We start from the raw sequence: 20,812 nt of genomic DNA, 5'->3' as shown, positions 1-20,812 counted from the left end.
CATGTCTGAAGAGTTAGGGGCTAAACGTTGGTATGCCGTTCATACCTACTCAGGTTACGAAAACAAAGTCAAAAAGAATTTAGAAAAACGTGTTGAATCAATGAACATGACTGAGCAAATTTTTAGAGTTGTGATTCCTGAAGAAGAGGAAACACAAGTTAAAGATGGCAAAGCGAAAAAGCAAATGAAAAAAACGTTCCCTGGCTACGTTTTAGTTGAATTAATTATGACAGATGAATCATGGTACGTTGTACGTAATACGCCAGGCGTGACTGGGTTTGTTGGTTCAGCAGGTGCAGGCTCAAAACCAAACCCATTATTACCTGAAGAAGCACGCTTTATTTTAAAGCAAATGGGTATGAAAGAAAAAACAATCGATGTAGAAGTGGAATTAGGCGAACAAGTTCGTATTACTTCTGGCCCATTCGCAAACCAAGTGGGCGAAATTGATGAAATTGAAATGAATAAATTTAAACTTACAGTATTGGTGGACATGTTTGGTCGTGAAACACCAGTAGAAGTAGAATTTGATCAAATCGAAAAATTATAATGTGACGCGGGGTGGAACGTAAAGTTTCGCCTCTTTTCTATCTATCGTAGTTTTGAGCATACATCATAACATATCAAATAAAATTAAAATTGTTGATGATTAACATCCATCTCGCAATCGCGTCTATGCAACAGAATTTAAAAGGGTAACAATGAGTACCTTGGTGTGGTTTTGTGAAACTTAAAAATTTTTGTTGTCAAGTAAAATTACAAATGTTATAATAACGAAGTCGCGCGTAAATAGCGCTACATTTCGTCACGAAATGTTAAATGAGTGGGAGGGCAAAACTGAGCCCTGTGACCACATCACGATATCAAGGAGGTGCACATCGTGGCTAAAAAAGTAGAAAAAGTAGTTAAATTACAAATTCCTGCAGGTAAAGCAAACCCAGCACCACCAGTTGGTCCTGCATTAGGTCAAGCCGGTGTGAACATTATGGCTTTCACTAAGGAATTCAATGCACGTACGCAAGAACAAGCAGGTTTAATTATTCCGGTTGAGATTTATGTTTATGAAGATCGTTCATTTACATTCATCACTAAAACACCACCTGCAGCAGTATTACTTAAAAAAGCAGCTGGTATTGAAAAAGGTTCTGGTGAACCAAACAAAAACAAAGTTGCTACAGTAACTAAAGATCAAGTACGTGAAATTGCTAACACTAAAATGCCTGACTTAAACGCTGCTGACGAAGAAGCGGCTATGCGTATCGTTGAAGGTACTGCACGTAGCATGGGTATCATTGTTGAGTAATTCTCGTAATTAATGACCATAAAGCAAACAAGAACATTAATGATGCATTTTGAGTATCATTTATTGAATGAAGACACTCGTAGATAAAAGATTAAAATAACCGTTTATCTACGCTCGAGGGGCGGGACTCAGAAATTGAATCATAAATTGATTTCTGACCCGCTCCCAACGTGGGAGGACATTCCGCTAAAACCACTAAAGGAGGAAAAAACGATGGCTAAAAAAGGTAAAAAGTATCAAGAAGCTTTAAGTAAAGTTGACCGTCAAGCATTCTACTCAGTAGAAGAAGCAATCAACTTAGCTAAAGAAACAAGCGTTGCTAACTTCGATGCTTCAGTTGAAGTGGCATTCCGTTTAGGTATCGATACACGTAAAAACGACCAACAAATCCGTGGCGCAGTAGTATTACCACACGGTACTGGTAAAACACAACGTGTATTAGTATTCGCTAAAGGCGATAAAATTGCAGAAGCAGAAGCAGCAGGTGCTGACTATGTTGGCGATGCTGAATATGTTAACAAAATCCAACAAGGTTGGTTCGACTTCGACGTAGTCGTTGCTACACCAGATATGATGGGCGAAGTTGGTAAATTAGGTCGTGTATTAGGACCTAAAGGTTTAATGCCTAACCCTAAAACAGGTACAGTAACAATGGACGTTAAAAAAGCTGTTGAAGAAATCAAAGCTGGTAAAGTTGAATACCGTGCTGAAAAAGCAGGTATCATCCACGCTTCAATTGGTAAAGTATCATTCGATACTGACAAATTAGTTGATAACTTCAAAACATTACAAGATGTATTAGCGAAAGCAAAACCATCTTCAGCTAAAGGTACGTACTTCAAATCTGTAGCTGTAACAACTACGATGGGTCCTGGTATTAAAGTAGATACTTCTAGCTTTAAATTAAACTAATCTTTACAACGATAGATGTAGCGAGATGCCGTGATTGTATCTCGCTAAATTTTTGGTTGAATTCATAAAATAACGGTTGACTATTTACACAAAAGCCGTTATATTTATATATGTTGTATATTTTACCTAAGACAGTAGGAGTTCATTGAGAACTTAATACAAGATCCTACCGAGGCTAAAATTGACTTGAACGTGAAAACATTCAAGCACTTTTTGCTGTGGGTAAAAAGTGCTTTTTTATTTGTTATTAAACAAATATACAAAGCACCAAATAATTTGATGGAGGTGTCTAAATGTCTGGAATTATTGAAGCTAAAAAACAACATGTTGATGAAATCTCTGAACAACTTAAAAGTTCTGTTTCTACAGTTTTCGTTGACTACCGTGGTTTAACAGTAGCTGAAGTTACTGAATTACGTAAACAATTACGTGAAGCAGGTGTACAATACAAAGTGTACAAAAACACGATGTTACGTCGTGCAGCTGAAAAAGCCGGTATCGAAGGTTTAGATGAGTACTTAGCAGGTCCTACTGCTGTAGCGTTCACAACTGAAGATGTTGTTGCACCAGCAAAAGTTATCGCTGGATTTGCAAAAGAACACGAAGCTTTAGAAATCAAAACAGGTGTTATGGAAGGAAGCGTTATCTCAGCTGAACAAGTTAAGACAGTGGGTTCTTTACCATCACACGAAGGTCTTGTTTCTATGCTATTATCAGTATTACAAGCACCAATGCGCAACTTCGCTTATGCAGTTAAAGCTGTTGGTGAAAGCAAAGAAGAAAACGCAGAATAATCTAATTTACGTAAAGTAAAAACTAATTTTTAAAATAATGGAGGAATATAAAAATGGCTAATCATGAACAAATCATTGAAGCAATTAAAGAAATGTCAGTTTTAGAATTAAACGACTTAGTAAAAGCAATTGAAGAAGAATTTGGTGTAACTGCAGCAGCACCAGTTGCAGCAGCAGGTGCAGCGGGCGGAGACGCAGCAGCAGAAAAAACTGAATTTGACGTTGAGTTAACTTCAGCTGGTTCATCAAAAATCAAAGTTGTTAAAGCAGTTAAAGAAGCTACTGGCTTAGGCTTAAAAGACGCTAAAGAATTAGTTGACGGCGCTCCAAGCGTAATCAAAGAAGGTTTACCAAAAGAAGAAGCTGAAAAACTTAAAGAACAATTAGAAGAAGTTGGCGCTTCTGTAGAATTAAAATAATTCTTTTGATAAGTGAAAACCCGCTATTTCATGTAAATAGCGGGTTTTATCAATATTATATAAAAAGGTGTGAATGCGATGAGTCATTACTATGATTCACATCCAGATAGTGAAACGAATGAAAAAACAATCACTTATGACACGGGACATCATCAATTAACTTTGACCACTGACGCTGGCGTATTTTCAAGAGATCGTGTTGACTTTGGATCAGATTTATTAATCCAAACTTTTCTTAACGCGCATCCACCTGGTGAGGTGAAACATATTATCGATGTAGGCTGTGGTTATGGTCCGATTGGTCTGATGCTTGCTAAAGTAGCACCACATGACCATGTTACCATGCTAGATGTCAATCATCGTGCGTTGTCACTTGTTGAAAAAAATGCGCAACAAAATGATATTCACAATGTCACAGTAATAGAAAGTGATGGTTTATCAGCGATTGCATCGAATCAAGCTGATTTTATTTTAACCAATCCACCTATTCGAGCTGGCAAGCAAGTGGTACATCAAATATTAGAAAACGCTTATGAATGTTTAAAACCTGAAGGTACATTATATGTGGTGATTCAGAAAAAACAAGGTATGCCATCAGCGAAAAAGAAAATGGAAGCTGTTTTTGGTAACGTGACATCTATTAAAAACAGCAAAGGGTATCACATTTTAAAGAGCATTAAGGGTTGATTTAATCCTTTTTATATGATAAAGTATTAAGATGAAAAAATTATGTTCAATAAGTGTGTACTTTTACCGCTAAAGTTTCATTGTAACATTTCATAAATACGCAATTAGAATAGAAAATGGTGTCATCGTATCGTGAACAACCGTTTTCTTTTTGTCTTGTTGCATAACACTTTTATTAGAGAGACACACAATTTTTGAGGGGTGAATCTGTTTGGCAGGTCAATTTGTCCAATATGGAAGACATCGTAAACGTAGAAACTACGCAAGAATCTCAGAAGTATTAGAATTACCTAATTTAATTGAGATTCAAACAAAATCATATGATTGGTTTTTAAAAGAAGGCCTATTAGAAATGCTTCGCGACATTTCTCCAATTGAGGACTTCACAGGAAACCTTTCTTTAGAATTTGTTGATTATAGACTAGGTGAACCGAAGTACGATTTAGAAGAATCAAAAAACCGTGATGCAACATACGCGGCGCCTTTACGTGTTAAAGTACGTTTAATTATTAAAGAAACTGGCGAAGTGAAAGATCAGGAAGTCTTCATGGGGGATTTCCCATTAATGACAGAAACTGGAACATTCGTCATCAATGGTGCAGAACGTGTAATTGTATCACAATTAGTACGTTCACCATCCGTTTACTTCAACGAGAAATTAGATAAAAATGGTCGTGTCAACTACGATGCAACTGTAATTCCTAACCGTGGTGCTTGGTTAGAATATGAAACAGATGCGAAAGACGTTGTTTATGTTCGTATCGATAGAACACGTAAATTGCCATTAACTGTGTTATTACGTGCTTTAGGTTACTCTACAGATCAAGAAATTATTGATTTATTAGGAGATAACGAATACTTACGTAACACATTAGAAAAAGATAGCACAGAAAATACAGAACAAGCTTTACTTGAAATTTATGAACGTTTACGCCCAGGTGAACCACCAACTGTAGAAAATGCGAAGAGTTTATTATACTCTCGTTTCTTTGACCCTAAACGTTACGATTTAGCTAGCGTAGGACGTTATAAAGCAAATAAAAAATTACACTTAAAACACCGCTTATTCAATCAAAAATTAGCTGAACCAATCGTGAATACTGAAACAGGCGAAATCGTGGTTGAAGAAGGTACAGTTTTAGACCGTCGTAAATTAGACGACATTATGGATGTCTTAGAATCGAATGCGAACGCACAAGTTTATGAGCTTCCAAATAGCATTGTAGATGAACCGGTTGAAGTTCAATCTATTAAGGTTTATGTTCCAAATGACGATGAAGCCCGCACAACGACAGTCATTGGTAATGCATTCCCTGATTCAGAAGTGAAATGTATTACACCAGCGGATATCGTGGCATCAATGTCTTACTTCTTTAACTTATTACATGGTATCGGCTATACAGATGATATTGACCACTTAGGTAACCGTCGTTTGCGTTCAGTAGGCGAATTGTTACAAAACCAATTCCGTATCGGTTTATCTCGTATGGAACGTGTTGTACGTGAAAGAATGTCTATTCAAGACACAGAATCGATTACGCCACAACAATTAATCAACATTCGTCCTGTCATTGCATCAGTAAAAGAGTTCTTTGGTAGTTCTCAATTATCACAATTCATGGACCAAGCAAACCCGTTAGCAGAGTTAACGCACAAACGTCGTTTATCTGCATTAGGACCTGGTGGTTTAACGCGTGAACGTGCCCAAATGGAAGTGCGTGACGTTCACTACTCTCACTACGGTCGTATGTGTCCAATCGAAACGCCAGAGGGTCCAAACATTGGATTAATCAACTCACTTTCAAGTTATGCGCGTGTTAACGAATTTGGTTTCATTGAAACGCCTTACCGTAAAGTGGACCTTGAAACGAATACAATAACAGATCAAATTGATTACTTAACTGCGGATGAAGAAGACAGTTATGTTGTTGCCCAAGCGAACTCACGTTTAGATGAAAATGGACGCTTTATCGACGACGAAATCGTTTGTCGTTTCCGTGGGAACAATACAACAATGGCTAAAGAAAAAATGGATTACATGGACGTATCACCGAAACAAGTTGTTTCTGCGGCGACAGCATGTATCCCATTCTTAGAAAACGATGACTCGAACCGTGCATTAATGGGTGCGAACATGCAACGTCAAGCCGTGCCTTTATTGAACCCAGAGTCACCGTTTGTAGGTACAGGTATGGAGCACGTCGCTGCACGTGACTCAGGTGCTGCAGTACTTGCGAAACATCGTGGACGTGTTGAACACGTTCAATCAAGTGAAATCCTTGTACGCCGTCTTGTTGATGACAACGGTACAGAGGTTGAAGGCGAATTAGACCGCTATCCATTAGCGAAGTTTAAACGTTCAAACTCTGGTACATGTTATAACCAACGCCCAATCATTGCTGCAGGAGATATCGTTGAGAAAAATGAAATTCTTGCGGATGGTCCTTCTATGGAACTTGGTGAAATGGCACTAGGTCGTAATGTTGTTGTTGGATTCATGACTTGGGACGGTTATAACTACGAGGATGCTGTAATCATGAGTGAACGTCTTGTAAAAGATGACGTTTACACATCTATTCATATTGAAGAATATGAATCAGAAGCACGTGATACAAAACTTGGACCTGAAGAAATTACACGTGATATTCCGAACGTATCTGAAAATGCACTTAAAAACTTAGATGATCGTGGTATTGTTTATGTAGGTGCGGAAGTTAAAGATGGTGACATCTTAGTCGGTAAAGTTACACCTAAAGGGGTTACTGAACTTACTGCTGAAGAACGTCTTTTACATGCCATCTTTGGTGAAAAAGCACGTGAAGTACGTGATACGTCATTACGTGTACCACACGGTGCAGGCGGTATCGTATTAGATGTTAAAGTCTTCAACCGTGAAGATGGAGATGATTCATTATCTCCAGGTGTTAACCAACTCGTGCGTGTATATATTGTACAAAAACGTAAAATTCACGTAGGGGATAAAATGTGTGGTCGTCACGGTAACAAAGGTGTCATCTCTAAAATCGTTCCTGAAGAAGATATGCCATATTTACCAGACGGACGTCCAATCGATATCATGTTAAACCCACTGGGTGTACCATCACGTATGAACATCGGACAAGTATTAGAGCTACACTTAGGTATGGCGGCTAAAAACTTAGGTATCCATGTTGCATCACCAGTATTTGACGGTGCGAACGATGATGACGTTTGGTCAACAATCGAAGAAGCTGGTATGGCACGTGACGGTAAAACAGTACTTTACGATGGTCGAACAGGTGAACCATTCGATAACCGTATTTCTGTTGGGGTAATGTACATGTTGAAACTTGCGCACATGGTTGATGATAAACTTCATGCGCGTTCAACTGGACCATACTCACTCGTTACACAACAACCACTTGGTGGTAAAGCACAATTCGGTGGACAAAGATTTGGTGAGATGGAGGTATGGGCACTTGAAGCATATGGTGCAGCGTACACATTACAAGAAATCCTCACATACAAATCAGATGACACGGTAGGTCGTGTGAAAACTTACGAATCTATCGTTAAAGGTGAAAACATTTCTAGACCAAGCGTTCCAGAATCATTCCGCGTATTGATGAAAGAACTTCAAAGTTTAGGATTAGATGTCAAAGTGATGGATGAACAAGATAATGAAATTGAAATGCGTGACTTAGAAGAGGACGACGTGCCTGATCGCAAAGTCAATTTACAACAACCAAGCGTTCCAGAATCACAAAGAGATATCACTGAGTAATGCTGACATCATAATGATAAATAAACACATGTGATGAGCGTGAAGTGGGAGACGTAACACTAAGAAACCAAGATGAGTTCTAATGTGATTTCTTCCACTCCACGATGCACATGTCTGCCATTGTTTTAAGGAATCAATCAACTAGCACAGCTAATTAAAATAAAGGAGGTAGGCTCCTTGATTGATGTAAATAAATTTCATTACATGAAAATAGGACTCGCTTCACCTGAAAAAATCCGTTCTTGGTCATACGGTGAGGTTAAAAAGCCAGAAACAATTAACTATCGTACTTTAAAACCAGAAAAAGACGGTCTATTCTGTGAACGTATTTTCGGACCAACAAAAGACTGGGAATGTAGTTGTGGAAAGTACAAGCGTGTACGTTATAAAGGGATGATTTGTGACCGTTGTGGCGTTGAAGTTACAAAATCAAAAGTACGTCGTGAACGTATGGGTCACATCGAACTTGCAGCACCTGTATCACACATTTGGTATTTCAAAGGAATTCCAAGTCGTATGGGCTTATTGCTAGATATGTCACCACGTGCCTTAGAAGAAGTCATTTATTTTGCTTCTTACGTTGTGGTAGATCCAGGTCCAACTGGTTTAGAAAAGAAAACATTACTCTCAGAAGCTGAATTCCGTGAGTACTATGACAAATTCCCTGGTCAATTCACTGCAAAAATGGGTGCTGAAGGGATTAAAGATTTATTAGAAGAAATCAACTTAGATGAAGAATTAAAAATGTTACGTGATGAACTTGAATCTGCTACAGGTCAACGTTTAACACGTGCGATTAAACGTTTAGAAGTTGTGGAATCATTCCGTAACTCTGGAAACAATCCAGCTTGGATGATTTTAGACGTACTTCCAATTATTCCACCAGAAATTCGTCCAATGGTGCAATTAGATGGTGGACGTTTTGCGACAAGTGATTTAAACGATTTATATCGTCGTGTCATTAACCGTAACAATCGTTTAAAACGTTTATTAGATCTTGGTGCACCTGGCATCATCGTTCAAAACGAAAAACGTATGTTACAAGAAGCTGTCGATGCATTAATCGATAACGGTCGCCGTGGTCGTCCTGTTACAGGTCCTGGTAACCGTCCATTAAAATCACTCTCACATATGTTAAAAGGTAAACAAGGTCGTTTCCGTCAAAACTTACTTGGTAAACGTGTTGACTATTCTGGTCGTTCGGTTATCGCAGTAGGTCCAAACTTAAAAATGTACCAATGTGGTTTACCGAAAGAAATGGCGTTAGAATTATTCAAACCTTTCGTAATGAAAGAATTAGTTCAACGTGAAATCGCTACAAACATTAAAAATGCGAAAACAAAAATTGAACGTACGGAAGATGAAGTTTGGGACGTTTTAGAAGATGTTATCACTGAACACCCAGTACTGCTTAACCGTGCCCCTACACTTCACAGATTAGGTATCCAAGCGTTCGAACCAACGCTTGTTGAAGGACGCGCAATCCGTCTACATCCACTTGTAACAACAGCTTACAACGCGGACTTTGACGGTGACCAAATGGCCGTTCACGTACCTTTATCAAAAGAAGCACAAGCAGAAGCGCGTATGTTAATGCTTGCGGCGCAAAACATCTTGAACCCTAAAGACGGTAAACCAGTTGTAACACCATCTCAGGATATGGTACTTGGTAACTACTACCTTACTTTAGAACGTAAAGATGCGGTAAATACAGGTTTATTATTTAACGATGCCAATGAAGTGATCAAAGCGTATGCAAATGGCTATGTACATCTTCATACACGTATTGGTGTTCAAGCAGCATCATTCAATAATCCTACATTTACTGAAGAACAAAACCGTAAGATCTTAACGACGTCAGTAGGTAAAGTGATTTTCAATGAAATCATTCCAGATTCATTTGCATATATCAATGAACCAACTGCAACGAACTTAGAGAAGAACACACCAGACAAATACTTTGTTGATGCGTCTGATCTTGGTGAAGGCGGTTTGGCGGAATACTTTGAAAACACTGAACTTGTACCGCCATTCAACAAAAAATTCTTAGGTAACATCATTGCAGAAGTGTTCAATCGCTTCAGCATTACAGATACATCTATGATGCTTGACTTAATGAAAGACTTAGGATTTAAGTATTCTTCAAAAGCCGGTATTACTGTAGGTGTTGCTGACATCGTGGTATTACCAGATAAGAAAGAAATTCTTGATGAATCAGAAAAACTTGTTGAACGCGTACAAAAACAATTTAACCGTGGTTTATTAACTGAAGAAGAGCGCTATAATGCGGTTATCGAAATTTGGACGAATGCAAAAGACCAAATTCAAGAAGAGTTAATGCAATCACTTGAAAAAACAAACCCAATCTTTATGATGAGTGACTCTGGTGCCCGTGGTAACGCATCTAACTTTACGCAACTTGCAGGTATGCGTGGATTAATGGCCGCACCATCTGGTAAAATCATCGAACTTCCAATCACATCATCATTCCGTGAAGGTTTAACAGTATTAGAATACTTTATCTCTACGCATGGTGCGCGTAAAGGTCTTGCCGATACAGCCCTTAAAACAGCGGACTCAGGTTACCTTACTCGTCGTCTTGTTGACGTGGCACAAGATGTTATCGTGCGTGAAGAAGACTGTGGCACTGACCGTGGTTTACTCGTTTCAGACATCAAAGAAGGTACTGAAATGATCGAACCATTCATCGAGCGTATTGAAGGTCGTTATGCTAAAGAAACGATTCGTCACCCTGAGACTGATAAAGTTATTATCCGTCCAGACGAATTAATTACACCAGACATTGCAAAAGAAATTACAGATGCGGGCATTGAAGAAATGTATATCCGTTCAGCATTTACATGTAATACACGTCACGGTGTATGTGAAAAATGTTATGGTAAAAACTTAGCAACTGGTGAAAAAGTTGAAGTGGGTGAAGCAGTCGGCACTATCGCTGCACAATCTATCGGTGAACCTGGTACACAGTTAACAATGCGTACATTCCATACAGGTGGGGTAGCCGGTAGCGATATCACGCAAGGTTTACCACGTATCCAAGAAATCTTTGAAGCACGTAATCCGAAAGGTCAAGCCGTGATTACTGAAATTGAAGGTACTATTGATAACATTACAATCGGTAAAGATAGACAACAAGAAATCGTGGTTAAAGGTAAGAACGAAACACGTTCATACCTTGCACCTGGTACGTCACGCTTGAAAGTTGAAATCGGTCAAGCCGTTGAACGTGGTGAAGTATTAACAGAAGGTTCTATCGAGCCGAAGAATTTCTTAGCAATTGCAGGTCTTACTGCAACAGAAGCCTACTTGCTTAAAGAGGTTCAAAAAGTTTACCGTATGCAAGGGGTAGAAATCGACGACAAACACGTTGAAGTTATGGTTCGTCAAATGTTACGTAAAGTTCGTATTATCGAAGCTGGTGACACGAAATTATTACCAGGTTCATTAGTGGACATTCACCACTTTACAGATGCGAACCGTGAAGCATTTAAAGAACGTAAACGCCCAGCTACTGCTAAACCAGTACTTTTAGGTATCACAAAAGCATCACTTGAAACAGAAAGTTTCTTATCTGCAGCATCCTTCCAAGAAACGACACGTGTACTTACTGACGCTGCGATTAAAGGTAAACGTGATGACTTACTTGGCCTTAAAGAAAACGTTATTATCGGTAAGCTGATTCCAGCGGGTACAGGTATGAAACGTTACAGCCAAGTAGATATCGAAAAAGAAAAATCAACAATTGACGCACAAGAACACATTGTGACGGAATAATATTTCTAAAAGGTGCAGTGATTTAAACATTGCTGCGCCTTTTACTTTTTTGATTTATCATTGAAAAAATGTTGACGATATACAATTGAGATGATAATATAGAAAAGGTTGATGCAAGCAGTACTTTGGAGGATATGCAAATGTCTAATGAAAAAGTCACACGCTTAAACAAACAAGCCTACGTTGTTGGTTTGAAACAGACGCTTAAAGCGTTGGAAAATCAAAACGTATCACAATTGATTATCGGCGAAGATGTTAATGTGCATCTCTTAGCGCGCGTGTTAAGCTTTGCCAATCAAAATAACGTACCAATTTCGTTTTTTGAGAGCCAAAAAGCTTTAGGAGAACATGTTGGTATTAATGTAAAGGCAACGGTTGTTGCTTTGCTCAAATGAGATTAGTAAGGACAATGAGGACTTACTAAATTTTATTTAATCTAAAAATGAACCACCTGGATGTGTGGGATTAAAAATCGAGAGAGGAGGAAACATAAATGCCTACTATTAACCAATTAGTACGTAAACCAAGACAAAGCAAAACTAAGAAATCTGACTCACCAGCTTTAAACAGAGGTTTCAACAGTCAAAAGAAACAATTCACGAAGTTAAACTCTCCACAAAAACGTGGTGTGTGTACACGTGTTGGTACTATGACTCCTAAAAAACCTAACTCAGCGTTACGTAAATATGCACGTGTGCGTTTATCAAACAACATTGAAATCAACGCATACATCCCTGGTATCGGACACAACTTACAAGAGCACAGTGTTGTACTTGTACGTGGTGGACGTGTAAAAGACTTACCTGGTGTGCGTTACCATATCGTACGTGGTGCGTTAGATACTTCTGGTGTTGATGGACGTATGCAAGGACGTTCATTATACGGAACTAAAAAACCTAAGAAATAAGGTTAAATTAATGTAAATTTCGTCGGTTACAATGACTGATAGATTATAAATATACTATAATAGGAAGGGAGGACTTGTATTATGCCTCGTAAAGGATCAGTACCTAAAAGAGATGTGTTACCAGATCCAATTCACAACTCTAAATTAGTGACAAAATTAATCAATAAGATCATGTTAGATGGTAAACGTGGAACAGCTCAACGTATTCTTTATTCAGCATTCGACTTAGTTCAAGAACGTTCAGGTCGCGATGCAATGGAAGTTTTCGATGAAGCAATCAACAACATTATGCCAGTACTTGAAGTTAAAGCTCGCCGTGTAGGTGGTTCTAACTACCAAGTACCTGTAGAAGTTCGTCCAGAGCGTCGTACTACTTTAGGTTTACGTTGGTTAGTAAACTATGCGCGTCTTCGTGGTGAAAAAACTATGGAAGAGCGTTTAGCTAACGAAATCTTAGACGCTGCTAACAACACTGGTGGTGCCGTTAAGAAACGTGAAGACACGCACAAAATGGCTGAAGCGAACAAAGCATTCGCTCACTACCGTTGGTAAGATAGACGCCTATTCCCTGAGCATACATGCTATTGGCAACCATCAACATGCGTATCGCATATTGAACGTTTGTCATGCGTTTGCTTAGGGTAAAGCTATATCTGATCATATAATCCTATATTCTGGAAGGAGAAAGAATACCCATGGGAAGAGACTTTTCTTTAAAGAACACGCGTAATATCGGTATCATGGCGCACATCGATGCTGGTAAAACGACTACTACTGAACGTATTCTTTATTACACTGGACGTATCCATAAAATTGGTGAAACACATGAAGGTGCTTCACAAATGGACTGGATGGAGCAAGAGCAAGACCGTGGTATTACGATTACATCAGCTGCTACAACAGCTGCTTGGAATGGTCACCGTGTTAACATCATCGACACACCTGGACACGTAGACTTCACAGTGGAAGTTGAACGTTCATTACGTGTACTTGATGGTGCGGTAACAGTACTTGACGCACAATCAGGTGTAGAACCTCAAACTGAAACAGTTTGGCGTCAAGCGACAACATACGGCGTTCCTCGTATCGTATTCGTAAACAAAATGGACAAAATGGGTGCAAACTTCGATTACGCTGTAAGCACTTTACATGACCGTTTACAAGCAAATGCAGCTCCAATCCAATTACCAATTGGTGCTGAAGATGAATTCCAAGCGATCATTGACTTAGTAACAATGAAATGCTTCAAATATAACAATGACTTAGGTACAGACATTGAGGAAACTGATATTCCTGAAGATATGCAAGAACGTGCTGAAGAAGCGCGTGAAGCATTAATCGAAGCTGTAGCTGAAACAAACGATGACTTAATGGAAAAATACTTAGGTGGAGAAGAAATCACTGTAGATGAGCTTAAAGACGCTATCCGTCAAGCTACTACAGACGTTGAATTCTACCCAGTATTATGTGGTACTGCATTCAAGAACAAAGGTGTTCAATTAATGTTAGATGCCGTTATCGATTACTTACCATCACCACTTGATGTTAAGCCAATCGTTGGTCATCGTGCTGACAACCCTGAAGAAGAAGTTATCGCGAAAGCGGACGACAGTGCTGAATTCGCAGCATTAGCGTTTAAAGTTATGACTGACCCTTATGTTGGGAAATTAACATTCTTCCGTGTGTACTCAGGTACATTAACTTCAGGTTCTTATGTTAAAAACTCTACGAAAGGTAAACGTGAACGTGTAGGTCGTATCCTACAAATGCACGCGAACTCTCGTGAAGAAATCAGCTCTGTATATTCTGGTGATATCGCAGCTGCTGTAGGTCTTAAAGACACTGGTACAGGTGACACACTTTGTGGAGAGAAAAATGACATCATCTTAGAGTCAATGGAATTCCCAGAGCCAGTTATCCACTTATCAGTAGAACCTAAATCAAAAGCTGACCAAGATAAAATGACTCAAGCGCTTGTGAAACTTCAAGAAGAAGACCCAACATTCAAAGCGCATACAGATGAAGAAACTGGTCAAGTTATCATTGGTGGTATGGGTGAGCTTCACCTTGACATCATTGTTGACCGTATGAAGAAAGAATTTAACGTAGAAGCAAACGTTGGTGCGCCAATGGTATCTTACCGTGAAACGTTCAAATCAGCAGCTGCTGTTCAAGGTAAATTCTCTCGTCAATCTGGTGGTCGTGGTCAATACGGTGACGTTCACATCGAATTCACACCTAACGAAACAGGTGCTGGTTTCGAATTCGAAAACGCTATCGTTGGTGGTGTCGTTCCTCGTGAATACATTCCATCAGTTGAACAAGGTCTTAAAGACGCAATGGAAAACGGTGTCTTAGCTGGATATCCATTAATCGATGTTAAAGCAAAATTATTTGACGGTTCATACCATGATGTCGATTCATCTGAAATGGCCTTCAAAATTGCTGCATCATTAGCACTTAAAGAAGCTGCTAAAAAATGTAACCCAGTTATCTTAGAACCAATGATGAAAGTTACAATCGAAATGCCTGAAGAGTACATGGGTGACATCATGGGTGACGTTACTGCACGTCGTGGCCGTGTAGACGGTATGGAACCACGTGGTAACGCACAAGTTGTTAACGCATACGTACCACTTTCAGAAATGTTCGGTTATGCAACATCATTACGCTCTAACACGCAAGGTCGCGGTACGTACACAATGTACTTCGATCATTATGCAGAGGTTCCTAAATCAATCTCTGAAGAAATTATTAAAAAGAACAAAGGTGAATAATAGATTCCCCAACCCGTCTATGAGATAATGGCCAATGTGGCGTTATCCACCCTTTACCTTCTTTTAAAATTGATTTTTTCAGTAAAATGATTTATAAAGGTAATAAAGATTATCTATCTCATGAAGGTGAGTAACTTTCATGAGAGATATTTAAAATATTAATTCTTAATTTGAAGAGGAGAGATTTCATAATGGCTAAAGAAAAATTCGATCGCTCAAAAGAACATGCCAATATTGGTACTATCGGTCACGTTGACCATGGTAAAACTACATTAACAGCTGCTATCGCTACAGTATTAGCGAAGCACGGTGACTCAGTTGCACAATCATACGACATGATTGACAACGCTCCAGAAGAAAAAGAACGTGGTATCACAATCAACACGTCTCACATCGAGTACCAAACTGAAAAACGTCACTATGCGCACGTTGACTGCCCAGGACACGCTGACTACGTTAAAAACATGATCACTGGTGCTGCTCAAATGGACGGCGGTATCTTAGTAGTATCTGCTGCTGACGGTCCAATGCCACAAACTCGTGAGCACATCCTTTTATCACGTAACGTTGGTGTACCAGCATTAGTTGTATTCTTAAACAAAGTTGACATGGTTGACGATGAAGAATTATTAGAATTAGTAGAAATGGAAGTTCGTGACTTATTATCTGAATACGACTTCCCAGGCGATGACATCCCTGTAATCGCTGGTTCAGCATTAAAAGCTTTAGAAGGCGACGCTGACTACGAAGCTAAAATCTTAGAATTAATGGACGCTGTAGATAACTACATCCCAACTCCAGAACGTGATTCTGACAAACCATTCATGATGCCTGTTGAGGACGTATTCTCAATCACAGGTCGTGGTACAGTTGCTACTGGCCGTGTTGAACGTGGTCAAATCAAAGTTGGTGAAGAAGTTGAAATCATCGGTTTAACTGAAGAATCTTCTAAAACAACTGTTACAGGTGTTGAAATGTTCCGTAAGTTATTAGACTACGCTGAAGCTGGTGACAACATCGGTGCATTATTACGTGGTGTTGCACGTGAAGACGTACAACGTGGACAAGTATTAGCTGCTCCAGGTTCAATCACACCTCATACAAAATTTAAAGCGGAAGTTTACGTATTATCTAAAGACGAAGGTGGTCGTCATACACCATTCTTCTCTAACTACCGCCCACAATTCTATTTCCGTACTACTGACGTAACTGGCGTTGTTCACTTACCAGAAGGTACTGAAATGGTTATGCCTGGCGATAACGTAGAAATGGACGTTGAGTTAATTTCTCCAATCGCTATCGAAGACGGTACACGTTTCTCTATCCGTGAAGGTGGACGTACTGTAGGATCAGGCGTTGTAACAGCTATCGAAAAATAATATCTTTTATCTTTGAGATAGATAAAAAGAGTTGGCATTATGCCAACTCTTTTTTTGTGCATCCTAAGTTACTTTTTAAAGGTGACTCTTAATTAGGGATGCGATAAGCTTACAAGCACATACGTTATCCAGTCAAATACTGTCTTCGATTATTTTATATTAACTATAATTTTTTAGTTATCTCGCGGTTAAAATAGATTTACAGTTTCGGATTAAAGCTTTGTGCGTCTAGGATAAGGTATTAATCAAAAAGGTATATTAATTCATTATCATTTCCATTAAAATGCCAAAATGTATTCATAAAGATTAAAAAACATCCAACATCGTTCATGGGCTCATGAATGATGTTGGATGTTTTTGGTGAATAAGGTTGCGATGTCCCATGTCTTTGTATCATTTATAAAACGTTTTCAAGTTCTAGTATTTTCATAAATGTACTGACAGTGTATTTCATCGCAGATTCATCGATATCAAAGTGCGGGCTATGATGTGGCCATTCACTATTTTTCTCTGGATTGCCACAACCAGTGAAGAAAAAAGCGCCTGGACGTGCTTTTAAGTAATATGAAAAGTCTTCACCGACCATCATTAAATCGGCATCATGATATCTAAAATTAAGGCTGTTGGCAGCTTCTTTAACGAGATGTGCAGAAGCTTCGTGATTATAAACAGGCAAATAACCTTTAATATAATCAAAGTCGTACGTAATATCATTTGCCAAAGCTAAGCCCTGAAGTAGTTTGTCCATTTTATGATAAATATGTCGCTGTACTTCTGTTTCAAACGTTCTGACAGTCCCTCTACAAATGGCTGTATCAGGAATGACATTGTCTGCTTCACCGGCTTGAATTTTACCGAATGAAATCACGGCTTGTTTTACTGGATCTATAGTACGGGATACGATTTTTTGAGTGCTTAATATAAATTCAGCGAGAATGACGACAGGATCTATCGTTTCATGCGGTTTTGCGCCATGACCACCTTTACCATGGATTGTAATGTTAAACTCATCTGGTTGCGCCATCATTGGACCGGGTCTAGTGTGAATCGTCCCTGTTGGATAGCCACTCCACAAATGATTACCATAAATTTTATCGACACCCATTAACGCATTATCAGCAATCATTTCCTGAGCACCACCAGGTGTTACTTCTTCACCATATTGGAAAATGAGCACGACTGTACCTTTAAGTTTTGTTTGATGTTCATGTAATAATTCCGCTACAGTAAGTAATGTTGCGGTATGGCCATCATGACCACATGCATGCATGACGCCAGGTACTTTAGAGCGATAAGGAACGTCTTTTAAATCGTCAATCGGAAGTGCATCAAAATCAGCTCTTAAGGCAATCGTAGGGCCATGTTGATGACCGGAGATTTTAGCGATGATCCCATTTTGTCCAACTTGATCATTTATATCAAAATCAAGTTGTTCAAGACGCTGAACAATATAGTCATGCGTATGTTTTTCAAAAAAAGATACTTCTGGGTATTGATGAAGATATCGACGCGTTTCTATCATCCGCGATTCTTTTTCACGCGCAAGCTGGAACCAATCCATCAATATCATCTCCTTTTTAAATCGTTATCTTTATATTATACACATGCTTTGAAGTTTGTACAAAATACGTTATTATTAAGGTGATTGAAAATTGAAAGGGGAATGAACATGGTCCAAAAGTTAAATGATTTTTTACAAGAAAACATTGACTACCTCAAAGATAATGGTTTGTATAATGAAATTGATTCAATTGAAGGGGCAAATGGTCCGGAAATTAAAATCAACGGGAAAACATATATTAACCTGTCTTCAAACAACTACTTAGGATTGGCAACAAACGAAGATCTTAAAACAGCAGCAAAAAAGGCGATTGACTCACACGGTGTAGGTGCCGGTGCAGTACGTACAATCAACGGTACTTTAGATTTACATGATGAACTCGAGCAAACATTAGCTAAATTTAAAGGTACCGAAGCAGCCATCGCATACCAATCTGGTTTTAATTGTAATATGGCTGCAATTTCTGCAGTTATGAATAAAAATGACGCAATTTTATCTGATGAATTAAACCATGCGTCTATCATTGATGGATGTCGTTTATCTAAAGCAAAAATCATACGTGTAAAACATTCTGATATGGATGATTTACGTGAAAAAGCGAAGGAAGCTGTGGAATCAGGCCAATATAATAAAGTGATGTACATTACTGATGGTGTCTTCAGTATGGATGGGGATGTAGCGAAACTACCTGAGATTGTAGAAATTTGTGAGCCATTAGGCATTATGATTTATGTTGATGATGCGCATGGTTCTGGTGTTATGGGTAAAGGTGCTGGAACGGTGAAACACTTTGGTTTACAAGACAAAGTGGATTTTCAAATTGGGACATTATCAAAAGCAATCGGTGTTGTAGGTGGTTATGTCGCTGGTTCACAACAATTAATCGATTGGTTAAAAGCACAATCTCGTCCATTCTTATTCTCAACATCATTAGCACCTGGAGATACAAAAGCGATCACTGAAGCTGTAAATAAATTAATGGCGTCAACAGAATTACACGATAAACTATGGGATAATGCGAAATACCTTAAAGATGGTTTATCAAAATTAGGTTTCGACATTGGTGACTCCGAAACACCAATCACACCAGTAATTATAGGTGATGAAAAGAAAACGCAAGAATTTAGTAAGCGTTTAATGGATGAAGGTGTTTACGTAAAATCAATCGTCTTCCCAACTGTCCCACGTGGCACAGGTCGTGTGAGAAATATGCCTACTGCAGCACATACAAAAGACATGTTAGATCAAGCATTAGAAGTCTATGAGCGCGTAGGTAAAGAACTTAACGTCATTCAATAGGTAACATTATGTCGGCAAAGTAATTCATTTGGATTACTTTGCTTTTTGTTTTCTCAGAATGTACAAGGAAGCGCTTAAGTGTTATAATGAGCCTGTAAACCTAGAAAATGCCTACTAGAAAAAGAGTTATGTCCGTCTCTAAAGGACAAAAAGGGAGAATGAGTGTTTATGAGAAAAATATTTATAACAGGTGCTCTGGGCCAAATTGGAACAGAACTTGTCGCAAAATGTCGTGAAATTTATGGGAATGAAAATGTATTAGCAACAGATATTCGTGAGCCAGAAGCAGGTTCAATTGTTGCTGAAGGGCCATTTGAAATTTTAGATGTGACAGACGCTGAAAAAATGGAACAATTAGTCGAAGCGTTCCAACCTGATACAATGATGCATATGGCTGCACTTTTATCTGCTACTGCAGAACAAAAACCACTTTTAGCGTGGCACCTCAACATGGGAGGCTTAGTGAATGCCCTTGAAGTTGCACGCAAATATCACTTACAATTTTTCACACCAAGTTCTATCGGTGCATTCGGACCTAACACACCGAAAAAGAATACGCCACAAGTGACAATTCAACGTCCAAACACAATGTATGGGGTAAACAAAGTGTCTGGTGAACTACTTTGTGATTATTACTTTACAAAATTTGGCGTTGATACACGTAGCGTCCGTTTCCCTGGATTAATTTCTTACGTTAAAGAACCAGGTGGCGGCACAACAGACTACGCTGTAGATATATATTTTAAAGCAGTACGCGAAGGCAAATACACAAGCTATATTGCGAAAGATACGTATATGGATATGATGTTCATGGATGATGCTATCGATGCAATTATCCAATTGATGGAAGCAGATAGTGGTAAATTAATTCATCGTAATGCATATAACTTAAGTGCGATGAGCATCGAGCCAGAAATGGTAAAAGAAGCCATTCAAGAACATATGCCTAACTTTACATTAGATTATGATGTAGATCCAGTACGCCAAGGCATTGCGGATAGTTGGCCTGACAGTATTGATACAAGCTGTGCACGTGGTGAATGGGGCTTTAACCCTAAATACGATCTTAAAGCTATGACAACACGCATGATTGAAGCCATTCAAGAAAAAGAGGCGAATAAAGCTTAATCACACGTAGTCGCAGTAATATAATTTTTACAAACATAAAATGCAAAATCTCAATTTTATATATTGCAAAGAGACATGTGACGGGCAT

The 20,812-nt window shown here is 38.8% G+C and carries 16 protein-coding genes and 1 other annotated feature; of the genes, 15 read left to right on the top strand and 1 reads right to left on the bottom strand.

Annotated features, from left to right (window positions below; all coding sequences use genetic code 11):
- Nucleotide 1 precedes the first annotated feature (1 nt).
- The 13 genes from nusG (at nucleotide 2) to tuf (ending at nucleotide 16,736) form a co-directional block, all read left to right on the top strand.
- Nucleotides 2-550: a transcription termination/antitermination protein NusG gene (gene nusG, locus SHYC_RS10690; protein WP_037566311.1), complete on the top strand. Its 549-nt coding sequence runs from the start codon at nucleotides 2-4 to the stop codon at nucleotides 548-550.
- Between the two features lie 330 nt (nucleotides 551-880).
- Complete coding sequence (rplK, locus tag SHYC_RS10685) at nucleotides 881-1,303, top strand: 50S ribosomal protein L11 (RefSeq protein WP_037566312.1); 423 nt, start codon at nucleotides 881-883, stop codon at nucleotides 1,301-1,303.
- A gap of 213 nt (nucleotides 1,304-1,516) precedes the next feature.
- The gene (gene rplA, locus SHYC_RS10680) at nucleotides 1,517-2,215 is read left to right on the top strand and encodes a 50S ribosomal protein L1 (protein ID WP_037566313.1); all 699 of its coding nucleotides are present in this window, start codon (nucleotides 1,517-1,519) and stop codon (nucleotides 2,213-2,215) included.
- Between the two features lie 107 nt (nucleotides 2,216-2,322).
- Nucleotides 2,323-2,463 (top strand) — a sequence feature (ribosomal protein L10 leader region).
- A gap of 45 nt (nucleotides 2,464-2,508) precedes the next feature.
- Nucleotides 2,509-3,009 (top strand): 50S ribosomal protein L10, encoded by a 501-nt coding sequence (gene rplJ / locus SHYC_RS10675; RefSeq protein WP_037566314.1) that lies wholly within the window; start codon nucleotides 2,509-2,511, stop codon nucleotides 3,007-3,009.
- Nucleotides 3,010-3,062: 53 nt separating this feature from the next.
- Nucleotides 3,063-3,428 (top strand): 50S ribosomal protein L7/L12, encoded by a 366-nt coding sequence (gene rplL, locus SHYC_RS10670; protein WP_037566315.1) that lies wholly within the window; start codon nucleotides 3,063-3,065, stop codon nucleotides 3,426-3,428.
- Nucleotides 3,429-3,506: 78 nt separating this feature from the next.
- Nucleotides 3,507-4,115 (top strand): class I SAM-dependent methyltransferase, encoded by a 609-nt coding sequence (locus SHYC_RS10665; RefSeq protein WP_039647041.1) that lies wholly within the window; start codon nucleotides 3,507-3,509, stop codon nucleotides 4,113-4,115.
- A 211-nt stretch (nucleotides 4,116-4,326) separates the two neighbouring features.
- Nucleotides 4,327-7,878 carry a DNA-directed RNA polymerase subunit beta gene (rpoB, locus tag SHYC_RS10660; RefSeq protein ID WP_039647039.1) on the top strand — a complete coding sequence of 1,184 codons (3,552 nt, stop codon included), beginning with the start codon at nucleotides 4,327-4,329 and terminating at the stop codon, nucleotides 7,876-7,878.
- Nucleotides 7,879-8,055: 177 nt separating this feature from the next.
- Nucleotides 8,056-11,673: a DNA-directed RNA polymerase subunit beta' gene (gene rpoC / locus SHYC_RS10655; RefSeq protein ID WP_039647037.1), complete on the top strand. Its 3,618-nt coding sequence runs from the start codon at nucleotides 8,056-8,058 to the stop codon at nucleotides 11,671-11,673.
- Between the two features lie 140 nt (nucleotides 11,674-11,813).
- Nucleotides 11,814-12,068 (top strand): ribosomal L7Ae/L30e/S12e/Gadd45 family protein, encoded by a 255-nt coding sequence (locus SHYC_RS10650; protein WP_039647034.1) that lies wholly within the window; start codon nucleotides 11,814-11,816, stop codon nucleotides 12,066-12,068.
- Between the two features lie 98 nt (nucleotides 12,069-12,166).
- Nucleotides 12,167-12,580, top strand: coding sequence for a 30S ribosomal protein S12 (rpsL, locus tag SHYC_RS10645; RefSeq protein ID WP_037566320.1), 414 nt, complete (start codon nucleotides 12,167-12,169; stop codon nucleotides 12,578-12,580).
- A gap of 81 nt (nucleotides 12,581-12,661) precedes the next feature.
- Complete coding sequence (rpsG, locus tag SHYC_RS10640) at nucleotides 12,662-13,132, top strand: 30S ribosomal protein S7 (RefSeq protein ID WP_014614746.1); 471 nt, start codon at nucleotides 12,662-12,664, stop codon at nucleotides 13,130-13,132.
- A 143-nt stretch (nucleotides 13,133-13,275) separates the two neighbouring features.
- Nucleotides 13,276-15,357 carry an elongation factor G gene (fusA, locus tag SHYC_RS10635; protein WP_037566321.1) on the top strand — a complete coding sequence of 694 codons (2,082 nt, stop codon included), beginning with the start codon at nucleotides 13,276-13,278 and terminating at the stop codon, nucleotides 15,355-15,357.
- Between the two features lie 191 nt (nucleotides 15,358-15,548).
- The gene (gene tuf, locus SHYC_RS10630; protein WP_039647031.1) at nucleotides 15,549-16,736 is read left to right on the top strand and encodes an elongation factor Tu; all 1,188 of its coding nucleotides are present in this window, start codon (nucleotides 15,549-15,551) and stop codon (nucleotides 16,734-16,736) included.
- Between the two features lie 397 nt (nucleotides 16,737-17,133).
- Here tuf and SHYC_RS10625 read toward each other — a convergent pair whose 3' ends face one another.
- Nucleotides 17,134-18,300 (bottom strand): amidohydrolase, encoded by a 1,167-nt coding sequence (locus SHYC_RS10625; RefSeq protein WP_039647030.1) that lies wholly within the window; start codon nucleotides 18,298-18,300, stop codon nucleotides 17,134-17,136.
- 105 nt (nucleotides 18,301-18,405) lie between these two features.
- Between SHYC_RS10625 and SHYC_RS10620 the strand changes: the two genes are divergently transcribed.
- A complete protein-coding gene (locus tag SHYC_RS10620) occupies nucleotides 18,406-19,596 on the top strand; it encodes a glycine C-acetyltransferase (protein ID WP_039647028.1) in 1,191 nt (396 codons plus the stop codon).
- A 168-nt stretch (nucleotides 19,597-19,764) separates the two neighbouring features.
- Nucleotides 19,765-20,724, top strand: coding sequence for an L-threonine 3-dehydrogenase (locus SHYC_RS10615; RefSeq protein ID WP_039647026.1), 960 nt, complete (start codon nucleotides 19,765-19,767; stop codon nucleotides 20,722-20,724).
- Nucleotides 20,725-20,812: the final 88 nt, after the last annotated feature.

The sequence above is a fragment of the Staphylococcus hyicus genome (genome assembly GCF_000816085.1).
In the GTDB taxonomy this organism is placed as follows: Bacteria; Bacillota; Bacilli; order Staphylococcales; family Staphylococcaceae; genus Staphylococcus; species Staphylococcus hyicus.
This window is presented reverse-complemented; position numbering and strand designations above follow the sequence as displayed.